This is a genomic window from Streptococcus sp. DTU_2020_1000888_1_SI_GRL_NUU_041A (assembly GCF_032387735.1).
GTDB lineage: Bacteria > Bacillota > Bacilli > Lactobacillales > Streptococcaceae > Streptococcus > Streptococcus sanguinis.
On sequence record NZ_CP135591.1, the window covers coordinates 930,953 to 947,179 of the forward strand.

Genomic DNA, 16,227 nt, shown 5'->3' on the forward strand with positions numbered 1-16,227 from the left:
GCATGCATATTCTAATTGCACCGGATTCATTCAAGGAAAGTTTGTCAGCTGCTCAGGTTGCTCAAGCTCTGCAGACAGGATTTTCTCAGGCCTTGCCAGATGCCAGCTTTGACTTGCTGCCGGTCGGTGACGGCGGCGAGGGGACAATGGCTGCGCTGACAGCAGCCTTGGGCTGGGCTGAATTTTACCACACTGTGACTGGACCTTTTGGCCAGCCTATAAAAATGCCCTACGCCAGAAATGGTCAGCAAGCGCTTTTTGAAATGGCTGATTTGGTTGGACTCGCATCTATTCCTAGGGAAAAACGGAATCCCTTGGCCATAGAGACCAAAGGACTAGGGGAATTAATTTTGCACCTGGCTGAAGACGGTGTCAGAAAGATTTTAGTTGGTGTTGGGGGTTCAGCCAGCAACGACGGTGGAATTGGATTAGCTGCCGGTCTGGGCTATGAATTTTTCGATGCGGACAATCATAGACTGCGCCCCATTGGCTCGTCTTTGGGAAAGGTTGCCCGAATATCAGCTGAGCAGGTTCCTGCTTTCTTGAAAGAAGTTGAGATTGAGATTTTGACGGATGTAGACAATCCTCTATGCGGTGAGCGTGGTGCGACAACTGTTTTCGGAGGTCAGAAAGGTCTAGCACCCTTATTATTCTCTCAAGTGGATCAAGCCATGGCAGATTTCTATCAGTTGGTCGCTCCTCAGGTGATTGATATGGAGGGAGCTGGGGCTGGAGGCGGAATGGCTGCAGGACTGGTCGCTTTTGCTGGAGGAAAAATCGTTTCGGGTATCGAAACCTGTTTAGATTTACTGGATTTTGATGACAGAGTTAAAAAAGCGGACTTGGTCGTCGTTGGCGAAGGACGGATGGACCGTCAGTCTTTGGCGGGTAAGGCACCAATCGGGGTCGCAAGACGAACACCAGAAGGCATCCCTGTACTGGCGATTTGCGGCAGTCTGGCAGATGATTTACCGGATTTCCCAGTTGAGAATATCCAGGCAGCTTTTCCGATTATTGCGCGAGCAGATAGTTTAGATAGGATGCTAGAGCAGGCGGAGCAAAATTTGATTCGCACAGCCAGAAATATTGGCAATGTACTAAAAATGAAAAAAAGCGGTTAGTCCGCTTTTTTTAGTAGATATTCAATTTCTTTGACAATCATGCCCTTTTCAAAGAAGAAGATGTCACAAGACAGGTCACCAAAGTCATTTTCTAAAATGGTCACAATCCGATTCTGGTCGGGACTAAGCTGATAATAAGTGCAAGAAAATTGGACGGGGTTCTTATGGTAGACTTTTTGAATTTTAGTCAGGTAGTCCGCTTTACCTTTGATGATTTCAATTGTGTCACCTTCTAATTCCCAGCTAACATGATCAGAAAGAAAGGTCTGATAGGTTTGCCAATATCGCTGATTTTCTGCTTCAAAGAAGGCGAAAAGTTTTTCTAAATTTGTCATCTTACCCAAACCATTTTTTCCAGAGAGAGCGCTTTTCTTTTGCTGGTTTTTCTGCTGGCTGAAGGAGGCTTGCAAACTGTTGGCTCATGTCATTGTCATCTACTTGGACAAGATGGTCGCTATGGACAATCAGGCCAAATGGAGAAGACTGGTAATCACTTGAGACGATAGTAGCCTCGCAGCCCAGTTCCTTGGAGGTTTTTAGATAAAAGATTTGATTGCCAGACTCGACTTCTGGGGAAATTTTAACAATTACAGGTTGGCAGTTTTTCATGATGCTGCTGAGCATTTCCTTGAAATGACTGCGAATGAGAGTCTCGTTAGCTTGCTCAATAGAGCAGGAAGCCAGCACTCGCTCCTCAAAAGTCCCTAAAAATCTACGCTGTTCATCAGGATTGAGCTTGACTCCGCCCTGGGCTTTTTCCATGATTACTTTATTAATATCAGTCATAATAAAATTGTACCATAAAAGGTGAAATTCTAAAAGGTTGAATATTCGTTCTGGCTCGCTGGAAAAACATTTATATAGTAAGTTTGGAATCGTTTTCTTGTGCAAAAATTCTCAAATTTGCTTAGATTCTCTATTTTTCCTTGAAAAAAAAGCGTTTTTGAGGTATCATAGACTAGTAAATAATTTTAAATAATAAGGAGAGTAAGAAATGTCAATTATTACTGATGTTTACGCTCGCGAAGTCCTAGACTCACGCGGTAACCCAACACTTGAAGTAGAAGTTTATACTGAATCAGGTGCTTTCGGACGTGGTATGGTTCCTTCAGGAGCTTCTACAGGTGAGCACGAAGCAGTTGAACTTCGTGATGGCGACAAATCTCGTTACGGTGGTCTTGGTACACAAAAAGCAGTTGATAATGTAAACAACGTTATCGCTGAAGCTATTATCGGTTACGATGTTCGTGACCAACAAGCCATCGACCGTGCAATGATCGCCTTGGACGGTACTCCTAACAAAGGTAAATTGGGTGCGAACGCAATCCTTGGTGTGTCTATCGCTGTAGCTCGTGCTGCTGCTGACTACCTTGAAGTGCCACTTTACAGCTACCTTGGCGGATTCAACACTAAAGTTCTTCCAACTCCAATGATGAACATCATCAACGGTGGATCTCACTCAGATGCTCCAATCGCATTCCAAGAGTTCATGATTTTGCCAGTTGGTGCTCCAACATTCAAAGAAGCTCTTCGTTACGGTGCTGAAATCTTCCACGCTCTTAAGAAAATCCTTAAATCTCGTGGTTTGGAAACTGCCGTTGGTGATGAAGGTGGATTCGCTCCTCGCTTTGAAGGAACTGAAGATGGTGTAGAAACTATCATCGCTGCTATCGAAGCTGCTGGCTATGTTCCAGGTAAAGATGTATTTATCGGATTTGACTGTGCATCATCAGAATTCTACGATAAAGAACGTAAAGTATACGACTACACTAAATTTGAAGGTGAAGGCGCTGCTGTTCGTACATCTGCAGAGCAAATCGACTATCTTGAAGAGTTGGTTAACAAATACCCAATCATCACTATCGAAGATGGTATGGATGAAAATGACTGGGATGGTTGGAAAGCTCTTACTGAACGTCTTGGTAAGAAAGTACAACTTGTTGGTGACGACTTCTTCGTAACAAACACTGACTACCTTGCACGTGGTATCAAAGAAGGTGCTGCTAACTCAATCCTTATCAAAGTTAACCAAATCGGTACTCTTACTGAAACTTTTGAAGCGATTGAAATGGCTAAAGAAGCTGGTTACACTGCAGTTGTATCACACCGTTCTGGTGAAACTGAAGATTCAACAATCGCTGACATCGCAGTTGCAACTAACGCAGGTCAAATCAAGACTGGTTCACTTTCACGTACAGACCGTATTGCTAAATACAACCAATTGCTTCGTATCGAAGATCAACTTGGTGAAGTTGCTCAATACAAAGGTCTTCAAGCTTTCTATAACTTGAAAAAATAATCTAACAACCTTTAAGAGGAGCTAGGACTTAGTCCTAGCTTTTTTGATGTGTAAAGATATAACAATGGATATTTTTTGATTTAGGAACCACCCTAGTTGATGAGAGGGTGATTTATCATCTTTTCCGAGAATATTGCTTAGAAGTAGTGTGTAGGGCTGGTCATGCTCTTTCCCTTGAAAAAATTGAGGACAAGATGACAGTTTTTCTTTCGGAAAATATAATCAAGAGATCCCTGCGTTTCCTTGTGACTACATGCTTGAAAAAGTGAGCGATTTACTGAAGATTTTATAGCTTTCTTGTATCAAAATCAGTCTTTTATGGTATACTAGCAAAGTGGAAGGAGGAGTACAATGGAAGAATTATTAAATCAGGTCTTACTATCACAGGATAGTGAAGTTTTCAATCAGATATTTGATGATTACTATCCCATTGATATTGCTCTTTCTTTGGAGGCTTTGGAGGATGAGGAAGGGAATCTCCTCAAAACCTTTACGGAAATGGCTAGTGATGATCAATTAGTAGAGATTTTAAAAGAAGCCGAGCCAGAGTTGCAACGAAAGATTATCCAATCGATTTCTTTCAAACGTACCAGCACTCTTTTTCATCTTATGCCAGATGATGATGTGGTAGATATTTTGGGGTACTTGAGTGTGGACTTGCGTAAGCAATACTTAAGTATGATGAAAAATACCAGTCAAGAGAATTTGAAAGCTATGTTGGCTTACGATCCTCAGACAGCTGGTGGTCTGATGACGACAGAATTCATTACCTTAAATGAAAATCTGACCGTCTCAGCAACTCTCAATAAATTGAGGGAGATTTCGCCCAATACGGAAGTTATTGATACCTTATTTATTAGAAATGTGCATCATTCGCTAGTTGGCTGGATTGATATCCGTGATTTGTTTATTCATGATGCGGAGATGAAACTCAGTGAATTTATGAATACTCAGATAGTGAGTGTAACGCCAGAGGTTGACCAAGAGGAAGTGGCACAGCTTTCTGCCAAATATAATTTATCTGTCGTACCGGTCGTCAATCATCGGCAGGTATTGTTAGGAATCATCACTATTGACGATATCGTCGATGTTTTGCAAGAAGAGTATCAAGAAGATATCTTGCGGATGGGTGGTGTCCAAGAAAGTGAAGAAATTGGAGGACCTTTCAAAGAATCACTCAAGAAACGCTTACCTTGGTTGATGATTAACCTAGTAACAGCCTTTCTAGCTTCTGCGACAGTAGCACTTTTTGATGATACGATTTCAAAAGTTGTAGCATTAGCAGCGATTAGTCCTATTATTACGGGAATGGGAGGAAATTCTGCCTCTCAGACACTTGCTTTGGTTATCCAGGGAATTGCCTTGGGGAAACTGGATCTGAAAGAAGATCGGAATTTAGTATTCAAAGAAATCGTGCTAGCTTTGGTTAATGGTTTCTTTACTGGCTTGATTGCAGCGATTGTCATGTTTGTCTTCTATCAAAATTTCTATCTGTCTGTTATTGTGGTATTGGCTATGATGATCAATCTAGCATGTGGTGCTCTATTTGGTTACTTTGTACCGTTGATTATCAAGACCCTGCATCAGGATCCGGCTCTAGCCTCAACCATTTTCATTACCACGGCAACAGATGTGTTAGGTTATCTAGCTTTTCTAGGCTTAGCACAAATTTTCTTACCATTGATTGTATAAAAAATGATACACAAAAAACGCTTGAAAAATCAAGCGTTTTTTGTTTTCTTAGTTGTCGAACAAACCTTTAACTTTATCAATAGCACCGCTGGCCATTTCATTTCCAGCTACTAATTTTTTAGCTTGTTCTAGGTATTCACCGAGTTTGTCTTTGTTTTCTTCGATAAACTTTTTGGCGCCATCAAAGTCTTTCTTTTCAATCATTTCTTTTACTTGGTTAAATAAATCTACTGGATTCATAGTTGTTACTCCTTAGTAATTTTTTATATTATTTAATCAAATTTCTAATAGAAAGACAAGAATTCTGCTTATTTAAAGGTCACACAAACAGCTTCGGGAACGTAGAAATCGTGGGAGATTTCTGTTAATTTTCCACTCTCCGCATCGCGTTTGAAGATAGTTGCATTATCAGAGTCTTGATGGACAGCAATGATATGGTTTTGGTCTGGTGTGATGTTGAAATCCCGCGGATTTTGGCCATTGGTAGGTGCAATCTGGATTAACTCCAAGCTGCCATCAGCTAAGATTTTGTAAACGGCAAGAGAGTCATGGCCGCGGTTGGAACCGTAGAGAAACTTGCCATCAGCAGACAGACGGATAGCAGCTGTTCCATTAGCTCCTTCAAAGTCCTCTGGTAAGGTGGAGACAGTTTGCAGGTGTTCAAAATGGCCGACTCCATCGTAAATTAGGACTTCAATAGTAGAATTAAGCTCACAAATCAAATAGGCGATTTTGTAATGATGGTGGAAAACGATATGGCGGGCACCAGCTCCAGCGGCACACTTGTAGGTATCCAGAGGAGCGATCTTTCCATCTTCAGCAACATCATAGGTGGTTACTTCGTCAGTTCCCAAGTCGCAGGTGATCAGGTATTGATCTGGTGTAAGATCAGCGTAGTGGACATGAGCAGAGGCCTGATTGGCGTGTGGTCCTTGACCTTGATGGCTAGCTGAGTCAGCCAGTTCCAGTTTGCCATCAGCTAGGCGTCTGTAGACCAAGACTTGTCCTTTATGATAATTGGCACCGTAAACCAAGTCGCGTTCTTCGTCAACTGACACATAGCAGAGCGGAGCTCCTTCTTCAACGACATGGTTGAGGAGCTGGCCTGACTTGTCAAAGGCTGCAATTCCTCCCTGTTCGTCCTTTGCTCCGACAGAATAGAGATGTCCAGCCTTATCAAAGGCTAGGTAGGTTGGACTGGGCTCTTCAGCAACCAAGGTCAAGTTTTCTAAAGTTCCTTTGTTAGAATTAAAATCTGCTTTGTAAATTCCTTTGGAATCTCTGCGAGTATAGGTTCCAAAGTAAACCGTTTGTGTCATGATATTACCTCGTATATATTTAGATTGCTTGCTACTATTATATCATAAAAGCAGATGATAGGGCTTAGAGCGTAGAATTTGCCCGATTTTCAAAAGAATAGTATTGGTTTAAAAAAAACAGATAAAAAACAGATAGCGGGTAGGAAGGGGATAGATGGCTTTGTTAGAATAGAATTGTTCAAAAAAACAATTACTGTCAGGAAGCAACAAACTTCCTGCTTGTCAAACAAAGGAGAAATCAAATGAACGTAAAAAAAATTGCTATGCTAGTTGCTCTTATCGGAATGTCAGGATTCTTTTTAGCCGCATGCGGAAATAAAGAAGCAGATAACTCAGAAATTAAGGACGGGAAACAAGTGGACTTCCAGAAGGATGCTGTTGATAAGAAGACCAAGACAGTCGATGGCAAAGAAGTGACTGAATACACGATGCCTGATGGGAACGTTATCCAAATCCCAGCAGATGGCGAGGAAATTCCAGAAGATGGATCAGGATCTAGCTCAGAAGCAGAATAAAGGTTAAAACATGTAGGTTGGAGGCAATATGTTTCGAAGAAAAAAAATGAATCGTAAGACCATTCTATTGGGCAGCACGGTCATTCTTGCTTGTGCTGGGCTGGGAGGCTATCTGTATTTTAGACAGATCAATCAACAACAGGCCATGAAAATGGCAGATAAGGCGATTGATTCTCTGACAGTCCAAGAAGCTGTCAATAACAGCAAAAAAACAAGCCTGGTTTTATCTGGGGAAGTAGTTGCCAACAATAGCAGTAAGGTCAAGATTGACCCGTCTAAAGGGGAAGTCAAGGAAGTATTTGTCAAAAATGGTGATACCGTTACACAAGGACAGCCGCTCTTTTCCTATGCGACAGAGCAGCAATTGACAGCCCAGTCGGCTCAATATGATGCCCAGTCCAAGGCTAATGGCATTACAGCCGCTCAAAATAGCGCTGCGATTAAATGGGAAACTTATAACCGCAAGTTGGCCAGTCTCAATGCTCTCAAAGACAAATACAATTCCAGTCAGGATGAGTCACTGCTAGAGCAGATTAAGTCTGCTGAAGACGAGCTGGCTCAAGCGCTGAGTGATGCTAAAACGGCGGATAATGAAGTAACGACAGCTCAGATTGAGGCTGAAAAGGCTCAGGTGACAGCTCAGACAGAATCAGACCGGATGAAGTATGATACTGTGACTGCCGATACAGCAGGAACAATTACCTCTATGAATGAAGATTTGCCCAATCAGTCCAAGGCCAAAAAGGAAGAAGAAAACTTTATCGAGATTATGGACAAGTCCAAAACTCTGGTCAAAGGTACTGTCAGTGAATTTGACCGTGAAAAGCTGAGTGTCGGTCAGAAAGTGGAAGTGGTGGATCGCAAGGATCCTAAGAAACGCTGGAGTGGTACGGTAACTCAGGTCGGCAGCCTGACAGCAGAAAATACTTCCAATAATAATGGTGGGAATAAGCAACAGGAAAATCCCAACCAAGGTAAGTATCCTTATACAGTTGAGCTGGATCAGGGTGGCGAAATGCCGCTAGTGGGCTCCCATTCCTATGTCAACATTGTGGAGAATGCTCCCGAGGCAGGAAAGGTAGTCGTCAATAAGGCTTATACTTTCAATAAAAATGGCAAGACCTATGTCTGGAAGGTAGAAGGCAAGACTCTGAAGTTGCAGGAAGTCAAGACCAAGAAAGTTTCTGACCGTTTAGTAGAGATTACAGAAGGTCTGACTATGCAGGATACCATTTCAACACCGAGAGCAGGGATGGAAGAAGGGATGGAGGTAGGACAGCATGTTAAAGCTTAAGGATATCCACAAATCTTATCAGCAGGGCAGTCAGGAATTTCCAATTTTAAAAGGAATTGATCTGCATGTGAAAGAGGGGGATTTTCTAGCTATCATGGGACCGTCTGGATCTGGTAAGTCCACTCTGATGAACATTATCGGCTGTCTGGATAAGGCAAGTTCTGGGACTTATCATATTGAAGGAACCGATGTGTCTGAACTGTCCGACAATCAGCTGTCCGATTTGCGTAATCAGAAGATTGGCTTTGTTTTTCAAAATTTTAACCTCATGCCCAAGCTGACGGCCTGCCAAAATGTGGAACTGCCTCTGACTTACATGAAAATTCCTAAAAAAGAGAGACGGGAGCGAGCTCTGGAAATGTTGCGATTGGTCGGGCTGGAAGAAAGAAGTGATTTCAAGCCTATGGAGCTGTCCGGTGGTCAGAAGCAGCGGGTAGCCATTGCGCGAGCCTTGGTAACCAATCCCAGCTTCATCCTTGGTGACGAACCAACGGGGGCCCTGGATACCAAGACCAGTGTGCAGATTATGGACCTTTTCAAGCAGTTTAATGATGAGGGCAAGACCATTGTCATCATTACCCATGAGCCGGAAGTAGCCCAACTCTGCAAGCAGACGGTTATCCTGCGGGACGGTAATATAGAGAGCAAAGCGATAGGATAGAAAGGAAGCTGTATGGAAGATATTTTTGTAGCTCTGAATTCAATCTTGTCGCATAAAATGCGCTCTATGCTGACCATGTTGGGGATTATCATCGGGATAGGCGCTATTATCGCTATCTTTTCTATCATTGAGGGAAATACGGAGAATACCAAGCGTCAGCTCATTGGCGGGAACAATAACACAATCAAGGTCGTTTATGATAAGAAAAGCGCCATCGATCCGACCATTCCAGAGAAATCTCAAGCTCAGAAGCCTTCTTATATTCCCTTTATGGGAGAGGATGTGCTGAGTAAGATTAAGGAAATCTCTGGGGTCAAGAATGCTCTGCTGACCTATGGTACGGATGAGAAGATTTACTATCTGAGCCAAAAGTCATCTGGGAAGATTCAGGCTGTTTCTCAGACAGCCGCTGATATCAAGCAGCAACGTCTGCTAGAAGGTGAAGGATTTGACTCAGAAGCCTTTAAAAATCAAGAGCAGGTGACCTATCTGGAAAAGTCCCTTTATGACAGTCTTTTTCCAAAGGGTGATGGTATCGGCAAGTATGTGGAAGTCTTGGGCAATCCCTTTAAGGTTATTGGCGTGTTTGAGTCCACAGAGCAGAGTGGCTTAACAGCTGGTGCGGAAAAGGTGGCCTATATTCCCCTGCAGCAGTGGCATCGGATTTTTGATACCATTAATGTCAGTCCTGAAGTGACTGTCCAAACCCACAAGGCTGATGATTTGAAGAAGGTGGCCAAGAAGGTCAGTGATTATCTCAATCAGCAAATGCCACCGTCAGACTATATGTTTGGTGTGCTCAACCTGCAGGAATTTGAACGGCAGCTGGATAATCTCAACAAGTCAAACTTCGTCTTGCTAGCAGGTATTGCCAGCATCTCCCTTCTAGTCGGAGGTATCGGTGTTATGAATATCATGCTGGTTTCAGTGACAGAGCGGACTCGTGAAATCGGGATTAAAAAGGCTTTGGGAGCTAGGCGGAAGATCATTCTCAAGCAGTTCCTGATTGAGGCAGTTATCCTGACTCTGATGGGAGGAATTATTGGCGTGGTGGCTGGTATCGCCTCTGGCTTTGCAATCACCCAGTCTCTGGCCTATCCGTATATTTTATCCCTCTTTTCTGTCTTTGTAAGTTTGCTCTTTTGTTGTATAATAGGAGTAGTATTTGGGCTCCTGCCAGCTGTGAAAGCATCTAAGCTGGATCCGATCGAAGCCCTGCGATTTGAATAGGTAAAGGAGAAAAATCTAAGTATGCACAAGATTCTAGTGGTGGAAGATGATACGACGATTAATCAAGTTATTTGCGAGTTTTTAAAGGAAAGTCAGTATGAGGTGAGGCCAGTATTTGACGGAGGCGAGGCCTTACAGGCTTTTGAAGAAGAGCCCTTCGATCTGGTCATCTTAGATATGATGCTACCGACCAAGAGCGGTCTGGAAGTGTTGAAGGAAATCCGCAAGACTTCTCAGATTCCGGTCATGATTCTGACAGCTCTGGATGACGAGTATACCCAGCTGGTCAGCTTTAATCACCTCATCAGTGATTATGTCACCAAGCCTTTTTCACCGCTAATCTTGGTCAAACGGATTGAGAATATTTTGCGCAGAAATACAGTTGCTTCAGAGATTGCTGTTGGAGATTTGACGGTTTCTATTGATGACTGCACGGTTTACTGGCAGGGTGAGAAGATGCCTCTGACCAAGAAAGAATATGAAATCTTGCAGACTCTGGCTAAGAGGAAGGGGCATTTGGTGACCCGAGATCAGCTGATGAATACCATTTGGGGTTACAGTGAGCTGGATAGTCGGGTACTGGATAATCATATAAAGAATATCCGCAAAAAGATTCCGGGTGTGCCGCTGAAAACTATTACAGGTATGGGCTATCAGCTTGGAGGAGAAGACAAGTGAAAATTGTCAAAAAGAACTTTCTCTTGACCTCGTCTATCATTTTCGTGGTGGTGACTATCGTTCTAGCCAGTCTTTACTTTGCCATGCCGGTGTATTATCAGCAGGTTAAGAGTGGAGAAGCTAAGAGAGAATTTGACCAAGTTTCCAAGCAGGTTAAGGGAAAGTCCAGTCAGCAAATCGGCGAGCTGTTGAGTGATTATAGTAAAAAGAGCAATCTGATTTGGTTTACCTTGCTGGCGAAAGATAATACTATTCTCTATCCCTCACTCGAAGCTGGCGATGAAAGCTCTTTGCAGTTGACCATCGTTCCAACGATTGCCAACAGCGACTATGAGAGCAAGAGTTTATCAGAAAGCTTTCGAACTTCAGATGGTAAAGAAGTTGTCCTGAGAGGGGAATATTCCTTACAGCCGGTTTCTGATGCTAGTCGGATTTTGCTTAATCTCTATCCATTTGTCTTGCTTGTATCTCTGAGTTTGGGTGGTCTGGCTGCCTATCTCTATAGCCGGACTTCTAGTCAGCGGATTAAAGCCATCTCTAAAAGCACCCGTCAAATGACGAGTCTGGCTCCAGATGTGACCTGTCAGGTCAAGGGGCGCGATGAGATTGCCGAACTGGCCCAAGACATCAATCATCTCTATGCCAATCTACTGACCAGTATTGAGGCTCTGCGCCTAGAAAATGAAAAGGTTGCAGAAAGCGAGCGGGAAAAGGCTGAGTTCTTACGGATGACATCGCATGAGCTCAAGACACCCATTACCAGCATGATGGGGATGGTTGATGGCATGATCTATGGAGTAGGAGAGTTCAAGGATCGAGACAAGTACTTGCAGAAGTGCCGAGAAATCCTAGAGGAGCAGTCTGAGTTAGTCCAGTCTATCTTAGCCATTTCTAAACTGGAGATGAAGACTGAAACCGAACAGGAAGTCTTTTCACTCAAGCAGGTCTTGGAGGAAAATCTGAGCACCTATCGAGTTTTAGCAGATGTCAGACACTACCATTTTCAGGTCGAGCTGGCAGAAGCGAAGGTCAAGGGGAACCGCACCTATCTGCTCAAGGCTATCAAAAATTTGCTGGACAATGCCTTTCATTATACAGTAGAAGGTGGACAGATTCTACTTAGGCTGGAAGAGCGTAAGCTAGTCATCGAAAATGAAGCAGAACGAGTCTTAAACAAAGACCAAATTCAGCAGATTTTTCAGCCTTTCTACCGGCCAGACTACAGTCGCAATCGCAAGGATGGCGGAACAGGTCTGGGACTCTTTATCGTTCAGCAGATTTTGGACAAGCATGGTCTGCGTTACCAGTTTGAAGCCGTTGATGGGCTGAAGATGCGCTTTAGCATTTATCTGCCAACTGTCGAGAAATAACCTTGCATTCTAGCTGGCCTTGCAGGAACCGAAGAGAGAAGTCAGAAGCTGTATTTTGCGAAAAATACAAGTCTTCTGTCTCCTCTCTTTTTTGCTTTTCCCTATAGCTGAGCAGAGAATTTTTCTCTGAAAAATGTTACAATGAAATGACGAGTTAAAGGAGGAGAATATGGAGCACAAAGAGAAAGATTTTAGCCTATCCTGGTTTTTTAAATGGTTTTTAGATAACAAGGCCATTACAGTATTTTTAGTGACCCTTTTGATGGGACTGAATATTTTTATACTTAGTAAAATCAGTTTTATTTTTAGTCCAGTCATTGAATTTTTGGGAGTAATCATGCTGCCGGTTATTTTAGCCGGTCTGCTTTATTATCTGTTAAATCCCATCGTCGACTGGATGGAAAAGCACAAGATTAATCGACTGGTTGCTATTACCATTGTCTTTGTTTTAATTGCTTTTTTGATTATCTGGGGCTTGGCTGTTGCTATTCCTAGCTTGCAGCATCAGGTCATGGCCTTTGTCAGAAATGTTCCTGCTTATCTGAAGCAGGCTGACAAGTTCATCGACGATGTCGTGACTAAGTATATTTCGGCAGATTTCAAGCCGCAGATTGAGGAATACACTAGCAATCTGTCTAGCCAGATTACCGATTGGGCCAGCAATTTTTCATCGCGGGCAGTCAATTGGGCGGGGAACTTAATCAGTACAACTTCGCAGATCATCGTGGCAATTATCATCATGCCTTTTATCCTTTTTTACCTGTTGAGAGACGGGAAAAACCTGAAAGGCTATGTGACCCAGTTTCTGCCAACTAAATTCCGCGCTTCCTTTGGTCAAGTGATGACGGATATCAACAGCCAGCTGGCCAACTATGTGCGCGGTCAGGTGACGGTCGCTATCATTGTAGCTCTGATGTTTATTGTTTTCTTCAAGATTATTGGTCTGCGCTATGGTGTCACTCTTGGCGTAATTGCCGGTGTTCTCAATCTGGTACCTTATCTGGGTAGCTTTTTGGCTATGCTTCCGGCTCTGGCCATCGGTTTGATTGCTGGCGGTCCAGTGATGCTGGCTAAAGTCATTGTCGTTTTCATCGTTGAGCAGACAATCGAGGGGCGTTTTGTTTCTCCTTTGGTCTTGGGCAGTCAGCTCAGCATTCATCCAATTACGATTTTATTCGTATTATTGACTTCTGGTACCATGTTTGGCATTTGGGGCGTTTTTCTGGGAATTCCTGCCTATGCTTCGGCCAAGGTAGCTATTGCAGCCATCTTTAAGTGGTATCAGAAAGTAAGTGGCCTCTATGAAGCCGATTTTGAACAAGAAGGAGAAATCAGTGAGCAAGAGTGAGCAAATGTTGGCAGCTTTACAGGAGCAGGACCTATCTCTAGCTGATCGCTATTTCGAGCAAGCCCTGACTACAGACAGCGAAGAAGAATTATTGGATTTGGCCGATTACTTAGAGAGTATCGGCTTTTTCCCTCAGGCCAAGCGTATTTTTGAAAAATTGGCCCCTGACTATCCAGCTTCTTATATCAGTCTGGCGGCTATTGCCAGCGATGATGGGGACTTGGAGCAGGCCTTTACCTATCTGGAGGAGATTCAGCCAGGCAGTGACTGGTATGTCGCTGCTCTCTTGGCTAAGGCTGACCTCTATCAACTAGAAGGGCTGCCTGATGTAGCTCGAGAAAAACTGGCTCAGGCAGCAGAGCTGACTGATGAGCCTTTGGTAACCTTTGGCCTGGCTGAGATAGATTTGGAGCTGGGGGATTTTTCTCAGGCGATTAAGGAATACGCCCAGCTAGACAATCGCTCAATCTTTGAGCAGACAGGCGTCTCAACCTATCAGCGGATTGGGGTCTGCTATGCCAGTCTTGGAAAATTTGCAGCGGCCATTGAGTTTTTGGAGAAAGCTGTTGAGCTGGAGTATGACGATGCAGCGGTTTATGAGCTGGCAACTATATTAGCGGATCAGGAAGAATACCAGAAGGCCAATCTTTATTTCAAGCAGCTGGATACTCTGTCGCCGGATTTTGAAGGCTACGAATATGGCTATGCCCTGTCTCTTCATGCGGAGCATCGGACGGCTGAAGCTCTGACTCTTGCCCAGCAGGGCTTGGCTAAGAATCCTTTTGAGACTCGGCTCTTGCTTTTAGCCTCGCGGCTTTCTTATGAACTTCATGATGAGAAAGCGGCTGAACATTATCTCTTGCAGGCTCAGGAAGATGCGGATGATATGGAAGAGATTGTCTTGCGGCTGACCACTCTTTACTTGGAACAGGAGCGCTATGAGGATATTTTAGAATTTGCAGAGCAAGAAGTCGATAATGCCTTGACCCGCTGGAATCTGGCGCGTGCTTATCAGGCTTTGGAAAATCTGGAAAAAGCAGAGGAACTCTATAATCAACTGGCTCATGAACTGCAAGATAATCCAGAGTTTCTGGAACAGTATGTCTATCTTTTGCGAGAACTAGGCAGATTCGAAGAAGCTAAAAGGGCTGCGGATTCTTACTTGAAATTGGTACCTGATGATGCTAGTATGCAGGAACTTTATGAAAGTTTATAAGAGCTGAAGAGGCACTCGCTCAGCCCTTTCCCGAGATTTATGGTATAATGATTGGCGTAGAAATTCAGTAAGCACATGTAATAAGGATGAAAAAAGCTTAGCTGGATGGGCAATAATATTTTTAGGAAGAGAAAGATTAAGGAAAAAGAATGGCAGAACCAATCAAATTATTTCAATATAATACTTTGGGAGCTTTGATGGCTGGTCTTTACGACGGCAGTATGACTGTTGGGGAGCTGCTGCAGTATGGAGATTTGGGCTTGGGAACGCTGGACTCTATTGATGGTGAGCTCATTATTCTCGATGGTAAGGCTTATCAGGCAAAGGGCTCTGGAGAAGTGCCAGAAGTCGTTGAGGTGTCACCGGATATGACAGTGCCTTACGCGGCTGTTGTTCCCCATCAGGCCGAGGTCATTTTCCGTCAGCGCTTTGAGATGGATGACAAGGAGCTGGAAAAGCGGATTGAGTCTTACTATGATGGAGAAAATCTTTTCCGCTCTATCAAGATTCACGGTGATTTCGCCCGCATGCATGTTCGGATGATTCCCAAGTCTACGACGGAGCGTAAGTTTGCAGAAGTAGCGGTCAATCAGCCTGAGTACTGTAAGGAAAATATCACAGGCACCATCGTTGGTATCTGGACGCCAGAGATTTTCCACGGAGTCAGTCTGGCAGGTTATCATCTGCATTTTGTATCGGATGATCTGACTTTTGGCGGACATGTTATGGATTTTGTTATCAAAGAAGGTGTCGTCGAGTTGGGCGCTGTAGACCAGCTGGATCAGCGTTTCCCAGTACAAGATCGCAAGTATCTCTTTGCTAAGTTTAATATGGATGAGATGAAAGAAGATATGGAAAAGTCGGAATAAATAGCAGGGGCTAGCATTGTTTGCTGCCTCTTTTTTTGATATAATTGGAAAAAGAATAGAGGAGAAGTGAAGCTATGATTTATTTGGTAAACGCCAGCCCAAATAGGAATGGTAATAGTTTTAAGTTGGGGCACTTTTTTCTGCGGGATAGAGATTATGAGGCCCTTCAATTAGTGGACTACCACATTGAGCAATATGGCCAGTCAGCAGAAAACGACCAGTTCTTTCAAGTCTATGAGCAGCTGAGTCAGGCTGATGTACTGGTCTTTACCAGTCCTATTTATTGGTGGTCTTTTTCGGGTCTGCTAAAAACCCTGTTGGACCGATTGGCTGATGTGCATGAGCCGCAGGAAGCACTCAAGGGCAAAAAGGTGTTTTTCCTCCTGCAAGGTTCTCAGCCCAGCAAAGAAATTGAAATGCTGGACTACGTGATGAGCCGCTTTTGCCAGAACTGCGGACTCGAATATGAGGGGCTGGCAGTGACCAATCATAAGCTAAAAGAAATTGATGGTTGGGAATTAGCAGTCCTGCAGGAAAAATTAGATAAGGTTTTATCAGAAGGTTAAAAGTGAGAAGATTCGTTTGCGAGTCTTCTTTTTTTACTATAAAAATGGA

17 protein-coding genes are annotated in these 16,227 nt (G+C 43.5%); 13 read left to right on the forward strand and 4 right to left on the reverse strand.

Features of this window, described 5'->3' with window-relative positions:
* Positions 1–2 precede the first annotated feature (2 nt).
* A complete protein-coding gene (locus RSK81_RS04650) occupies positions 3–1,121 on the forward strand; it encodes a glycerate kinase (protein WP_002925239.1) in 1,119 nt (372 codons plus the stop codon).
* Here the strand turns inward: RSK81_RS04650 and RSK81_RS04655 are convergent.
* Positions 1,118–1,456: a hypothetical protein gene (locus RSK81_RS04655; protein ID WP_002925230.1), complete on the reverse strand. Its 339-nt coding sequence runs from the start codon at positions 1,454–1,456 to the stop codon at positions 1,118–1,120. The two genes, RSK81_RS04650 and RSK81_RS04655, sit on opposite strands and share 4 nt — an antisense overlap.
* Before the next feature lies 1 nt (position 1,457).
* Positions 1,458–1,907 carry a DUF1694 domain-containing protein gene (locus tag RSK81_RS04660; RefSeq protein WP_002925228.1) on the reverse strand — a complete coding sequence of 150 codons (450 nt, stop codon included), beginning with the start codon at positions 1,905–1,907 and terminating at the stop codon, positions 1,458–1,460.
* A 208-nt stretch (positions 1,908–2,115) separates the two neighbouring features.
* Between RSK81_RS04660 and eno the strand changes: the two genes are divergently transcribed.
* Together eno and mgtE are read left to right on the forward strand one after the other, a co-directional pair.
* Entirely contained in the window at positions 2,116–3,420 is a 1,305-nt protein-coding gene (eno, locus tag RSK81_RS04665) for a surface-displayed alpha-enolase (RefSeq protein WP_002897814.1), read from the forward strand.
* 351 nt (positions 3,421–3,771) lie between these two features.
* Positions 3,772–5,112, forward strand: coding sequence for a magnesium transporter (gene mgtE / locus RSK81_RS04670; RefSeq protein WP_002900626.1), 1,341 nt, complete (start codon positions 3,772–3,774; stop codon positions 5,110–5,112).
* A 48-nt stretch (positions 5,113–5,160) separates the two neighbouring features.
* On the opposite strand, the gene RSK81_RS04675 is transcribed toward mgtE, so the two are convergent.
* A complete protein-coding gene (locus tag RSK81_RS04675) occupies positions 5,161–5,352 on the reverse strand; it encodes a hypothetical protein (RefSeq protein WP_002900625.1) in 192 nt (63 codons plus the stop codon).
* A gap of 68 nt (positions 5,353–5,420) precedes the next feature.
* Positions 5,421–6,431, reverse strand: a complete 1,011-nt coding sequence (locus tag RSK81_RS04680; RefSeq protein ID WP_002900624.1) for a lactonase family protein — start codon at positions 6,429–6,431, stop codon at positions 5,421–5,423.
* A gap of 242 nt (positions 6,432–6,673) precedes the next feature.
* Here RSK81_RS04680 and RSK81_RS04685 point away from each other — a divergent pair, with 242 nt between their 5' ends.
* The 10 genes from RSK81_RS04685 to RSK81_RS04730 all read left to right on the forward strand — a co-directional run bounded on the left by RSK81_RS04685 (position 6,674) and on the right by RSK81_RS04730 (position 16,178).
* Positions 6,674–6,946, forward strand: coding sequence for a hypothetical protein (locus tag RSK81_RS04685; RefSeq protein ID WP_002895853.1), 273 nt, complete (start codon positions 6,674–6,676; stop codon positions 6,944–6,946).
* Between the two features lie 28 nt (positions 6,947–6,974).
* Complete coding sequence (locus tag RSK81_RS04690) at positions 6,975–8,240, forward strand: efflux RND transporter periplasmic adaptor subunit (protein WP_002900622.1); 1,266 nt, start codon at positions 6,975–6,977, stop codon at positions 8,238–8,240.
* Positions 8,227–8,901: an ABC transporter ATP-binding protein gene (locus RSK81_RS04695; RefSeq protein WP_002895848.1), complete on the forward strand. Its 675-nt coding sequence runs from the start codon at positions 8,227–8,229 to the stop codon at positions 8,899–8,901. Before RSK81_RS04690 ends, RSK81_RS04695 begins: the two co-directional genes overlap by 14 nt.
* Positions 8,902–8,976: 75 nt before the next feature.
* Positions 8,977–10,131 carry an ABC transporter permease gene (locus RSK81_RS04700; RefSeq protein WP_373197449.1) on the forward strand — a complete coding sequence of 385 codons (1,155 nt, stop codon included), beginning with the start codon at positions 8,977–8,979 and terminating at the stop codon, positions 10,129–10,131.
* Positions 10,132–10,152: 21 nt separating this feature from the next.
* Positions 10,153–10,809, forward strand: a complete 657-nt coding sequence (locus RSK81_RS04705) for a response regulator transcription factor (protein WP_002900619.1) — start codon at positions 10,153–10,155, stop codon at positions 10,807–10,809.
* Complete coding sequence (locus tag RSK81_RS04710; protein ID WP_315687585.1) at positions 10,806–12,179, forward strand: HAMP domain-containing sensor histidine kinase; 1,374 nt, start codon at positions 10,806–10,808, stop codon at positions 12,177–12,179. Before RSK81_RS04705 ends, RSK81_RS04710 begins: the two co-directional genes overlap by 4 nt.
* Before the next feature lie 169 nt (positions 12,180–12,348).
* Complete coding sequence (locus RSK81_RS04715) at positions 12,349–13,527, forward strand: AI-2E family transporter (RefSeq protein ID WP_002910029.1); 1,179 nt, start codon at positions 12,349–12,351, stop codon at positions 13,525–13,527.
* The gene (locus tag RSK81_RS04720; protein WP_315687756.1) at positions 13,514–14,743 is read left to right on the forward strand and encodes a tetratricopeptide repeat protein; all 1,230 of its coding nucleotides are present in this window, start codon (positions 13,514–13,516) and stop codon (positions 14,741–14,743) included. Before RSK81_RS04715 ends, RSK81_RS04720 begins: the two co-directional genes overlap by 14 nt.
* Before the next feature lie 149 nt (positions 14,744–14,892).
* Entirely contained in the window at positions 14,893–15,612 is a 720-nt protein-coding gene (gene budA, locus RSK81_RS04725) for an acetolactate decarboxylase (RefSeq protein WP_125439024.1), read from the forward strand.
* A gap of 74 nt (positions 15,613–15,686) precedes the next feature.
* Entirely contained in the window at positions 15,687–16,178 is a 492-nt protein-coding gene (locus tag RSK81_RS04730; RefSeq protein ID WP_004187388.1) for a flavodoxin family protein, read from the forward strand.
* Positions 16,179–16,227 lie beyond the last annotated feature (49 nt).

What these genes read in the sequence shown, in the direction of transcription:
- RSK81_RS04650 (WP_002925239.1), top strand. Translation starts at nt 3, where the DNA reads ATGCATATTCTAATTGCACCGGATTCATTCAAGGAAAGTTTGTCAGCT.
- RSK81_RS04655 (WP_002925230.1), bottom strand. Translation starts at nt 1,456, where the DNA reads ATGACAAATTTAGAAAAACTTTTCGCCTTCTTTGAAGCAGAAAATCAG.
- RSK81_RS04660 (WP_002925228.1), bottom strand. Translation starts at nt 1,907, where the DNA reads ATGACTGATATTAATAAAGTAATCATGGAAAAAGCCCAGGGCGGAGTC.
- eno (WP_002897814.1), top strand. Translation starts at nt 2,116, where the DNA reads ATGTCAATTATTACTGATGTTTACGCTCGCGAAGTCCTAGACTCACGC.
- mgtE (WP_002900626.1), top strand. Translation starts at nt 3,772, where the DNA reads ATGGAAGAATTATTAAATCAGGTCTTACTATCACAGGATAGTGAAGTT.
- RSK81_RS04675 (WP_002900625.1), bottom strand. Translation starts at nt 5,352, where the DNA reads ATGAATCCAGTAGATTTATTTAACCAAGTAAAAGAAATGATTGAAAAG.
- RSK81_RS04680 (WP_002900624.1), bottom strand. Translation starts at nt 6,431, where the DNA reads ATGACACAAACGGTTTACTTTGGAACCTATACTCGCAGAGATTCCAAA.
- RSK81_RS04685 (WP_002895853.1), top strand. Translation starts at nt 6,674, where the DNA reads ATGAACGTAAAAAAAATTGCTATGCTAGTTGCTCTTATCGGAATGTCA.
- RSK81_RS04690 (WP_002900622.1), top strand. Translation starts at nt 6,975, where the DNA reads ATGTTTCGAAGAAAAAAAATGAATCGTAAGACCATTCTATTGGGCAGC.
- RSK81_RS04695 (WP_002895848.1), top strand. Translation starts at nt 8,227, where the DNA reads ATGTTAAAGCTTAAGGATATCCACAAATCTTATCAGCAGGGCAGTCAG.
- RSK81_RS04700 (WP_373197449.1), top strand. Translation starts at nt 8,977, where the DNA reads ATGTTGGGGATTATCATCGGGATAGGCGCTATTATCGCTATCTTTTCT.
- RSK81_RS04705 (WP_002900619.1), top strand. Translation starts at nt 10,153, where the DNA reads ATGCACAAGATTCTAGTGGTGGAAGATGATACGACGATTAATCAAGTT.
- RSK81_RS04715 (WP_002910029.1), top strand. Translation starts at nt 12,349, where the DNA reads ATGGAGCACAAAGAGAAAGATTTTAGCCTATCCTGGTTTTTTAAATGG.
- budA (WP_125439024.1), top strand. Translation starts at nt 14,893, where the DNA reads ATGGCAGAACCAATCAAATTATTTCAATATAATACTTTGGGAGCTTTG.
- RSK81_RS04730 (WP_004187388.1), top strand. Translation starts at nt 15,687, where the DNA reads ATGATTTATTTGGTAAACGCCAGCCCAAATAGGAATGGTAATAGTTTT.